This is a genomic window from Clostridium polynesiense, assembly GCF_000820705.1.
GTDB classification, from domain to species: Bacteria; Bacillota; Clostridia; order Clostridiales; family Clostridiaceae; genus Clostridium_AA; species Clostridium_AA polynesiense.
The window spans coordinates 1-2713 of record NZ_CCXI01000149.1; the positions used below are offsets into that span (position 1 = coordinate 1).

Here is a 2713-nt window from a genome sequence, read left to right on the forward strand (position 1 = left end):
AAAAGAGGAGCAACTATCGGAGCTTTTGTTAACGGATTACTTTTAAGCTTTGCACCTGCGCTGTTACTTCCTGTACTGGGTAACCTAGGATTCCAAAATACAACCTTTGGTGATTTTGACTTTGGAGTTCTTGGAATAATTCTAGGAAAAGCATCAGATTTAGTAGGAAAAGCAGGTATTTATGTAATAGTAGCTATAATATTAGCTGCACTTATAATACCAAGCTTTATGAAAACAAAATCAAAGGCTTTAAACAATATAGTAGAAGAATAATACATCTCGGGGAATTGCTAATGTGCAGTTCCCCGATTTGTAATATAAGGAATAATGTCATAATATAAGGTTAAATTACATAGATTACTTAATATCTTTTAGAAGGAAGGTGACATATTGATTAATAAAAGAAGTTCCGGCATACTAAGCTTTATTATAAATTCCAAAAAACCTGTTACCATAAAGGAACTGTCGGATAATTTTCAGGTTAGTCCCAGAACTATAAGATATGATCTTGAAAACATTGATGATTTTTTAAATCAAAACAACTTTCCTCTTTTAGATAGAAAGCCCAGTGTAGGAATATCCTATGAATGCTCCTTTGAGAATTTAAGACAAATTTCCTCGGTGTTTAATGAAATGAGCAGCTATGACTATATAATGTCTCAGGAAGAAAGAGTGAGATATATTATCTGCGAGCTTCTCCAAAACAATGGATTTATTACTATGGATAAGCTTTCCGAAGAGATGTCTGTGAGCAAGGGAACCCTTCTTAAAGATATAGAGGAAAGCAAGAGCTGGATAGAAAAAAACGGTCTGAAGCTTAAAAGCATCCGAGGCAGAGGAATGAAAGTAATAGGTGAGGAAAAGCTTTTAAGAAAGGCTGCAACAAAGGTCTTTGGAGAGAGCTTTGATACCATAGAGCTGCTTCAGGTAATGAAAGAGAGCTTTTCCAAAAAGGAAAAGGCTAATATAAATATATTTATCAATAAACTTTTTAAAGATATAGATATAGCTTATATTGAAAGATGTATAGCCATTGCCGAGGAGCAGATGGAGGCAACCTTTTCTGACGAAGCCTTTAATGCTCTACTTATACATTTAGCTATAGCAGTTAAGAGGATACAACTGGGAAGGGATATAGTGATGGATAAAGAAGAGGTTAAAACCTTGAGAAAGCTTAAGGAGTTTTCTGTGGCTCCTGCCATTGCTAAAATGATTGAAGATGGTTTTAATGTATCCGTTCCTGTAGAAGAAATAGGATATATAACAATACATCTCTTAGGTAGTAATGTCACTACAGTAGAGGAGCTGGATAAGGATAACTGGTTGGAGCTCCGTTTTATGGCTTCAAAGATTATAGAGGAAATGGAAAACCGTACAGGGTACTATTTAAAACAGGATCAGCAGCTTTTTAATGGACTTTTGCAGCATTTGCGACCTGCTGTCTATAGGCTTATTCATGGAATTGAAATCAAAAATCCTCTTATAGAAGAGATTAAGGATTCTTACGGCAAGGTTTTCTCTCACGTAAAAAAATCAGTGAGTTATATAGAGGAAAAGTACAATAAGAGATTCAGCGATGAAGAAATAGGTTATTTTACCCTGCATTTTCAAGCTGTCATAGAAAAATTAAAGGATAATAAACTAAAGAAACCTGATGTTCTTGTGGTGTGCGCTACGGGGATAGGAACCTCCAAAATGGTTTCTGCAAGGCTTGAAGCTATTTTTGATGTAAATATTGTGGATAATATCTCATACAGAGAGGTGGAAAAAGCCTTGAGCAGACATCCGGTGGATGTGATAGTAAGCACTATTCCTATTAATGTTAAAGATATAAAATCTGTTCAGGTAAATCCATTTTTAACGGAAAAGAACATAGCTGAACTCAATTTAATATTTCAAAAAGCCAAAAAAAGCAGTATTCCTATAAGTGATTATAAGGATGAAATTAACATAGATGAAATTATAGATATTATAAAAGAAAGCTGCACCATAGAAAACCTTCAGGAGCTTGAATATAATCTAACAGCTTATCTTAAAGAGGGAGCATGGAATAAGACTTCAAGAAAAAAGCCTGAACTTAAGGATATATTAAAAGAACAGTGTATAAGCTTAAATGCTCAGGTTAAAGATTGGGAGGAAGCTGTAAGGCTGAGCGGAGAGCTTCTTCTTAAAAATAACTACGTTAAAGAAAGCTATATTGAAGCTATGGTGAAGACCGTAAAGGAAATGGGGCCTTATATAGTAATACTTCCGGGAATTGCTATGCCTCATGCAAGACCTGAGGACGGTGTTAGAGAAATAGGAATAAGCATAGTAACCTTAAAGGAAGCTGTAAGCTTTGGAAGCTATGAGAATGACCCGGTAAAAGTGATAATAGCTATAGCCTCTACAGATCACATAAGCCATATGAAGGCTTTGTCTCAGCTTATGAATGTCATGGAAAATGAGAATTTTTTACAAAATATATTAAAGGCTAAAAAAGAAGAAGAGGTTATAAAATATATGCAAAATTTGGTGCAAATTGCTATGAAATAATTATAAAAAATCATATTGACAGCTTATATCAAGCCGAGTATAATAACTTATGTGCTGATTTATTTCAGCATATAGCTAAGGATCTTTAGCTCAGTTGGTTAGAGCAACCGGCTCATAACCGGTTGGCCCGGGGTTCGAGTCCCTGAAGGTCCACCATATTCAGCCAAGTTAATAATAG

2 protein-coding genes and 1 tRNA gene are annotated in these 2713 nt (G+C 34.9%); all 3 read left to right on the plus strand.

Going from position 1 to position 2713, the window contains the following annotated elements:
• A partial coding sequence (locus tag TA89_RS16120; protein WP_040214821.1) for a PTS transporter subunit IIC occupies positions 1-273 on the plus strand: 273 nt, incomplete at its 5' end.
• A 117-nt stretch (positions 274-390) separates the two neighbouring features.
• Positions 391-2535, plus strand: a complete 2145-nt coding sequence (locus tag TA89_RS16125; protein WP_040214822.1) for a BglG family transcription antiterminator — start codon at positions 391-393, stop codon at positions 2533-2535.
• A 79-nt stretch (positions 2536-2614) separates the two neighbouring features.
• Positions 2615-2691, plus strand: a tRNA-Ile gene (locus TA89_RS16130).
• The last annotated feature ends 22 nt before the right edge of the window (positions 2692-2713 follow it).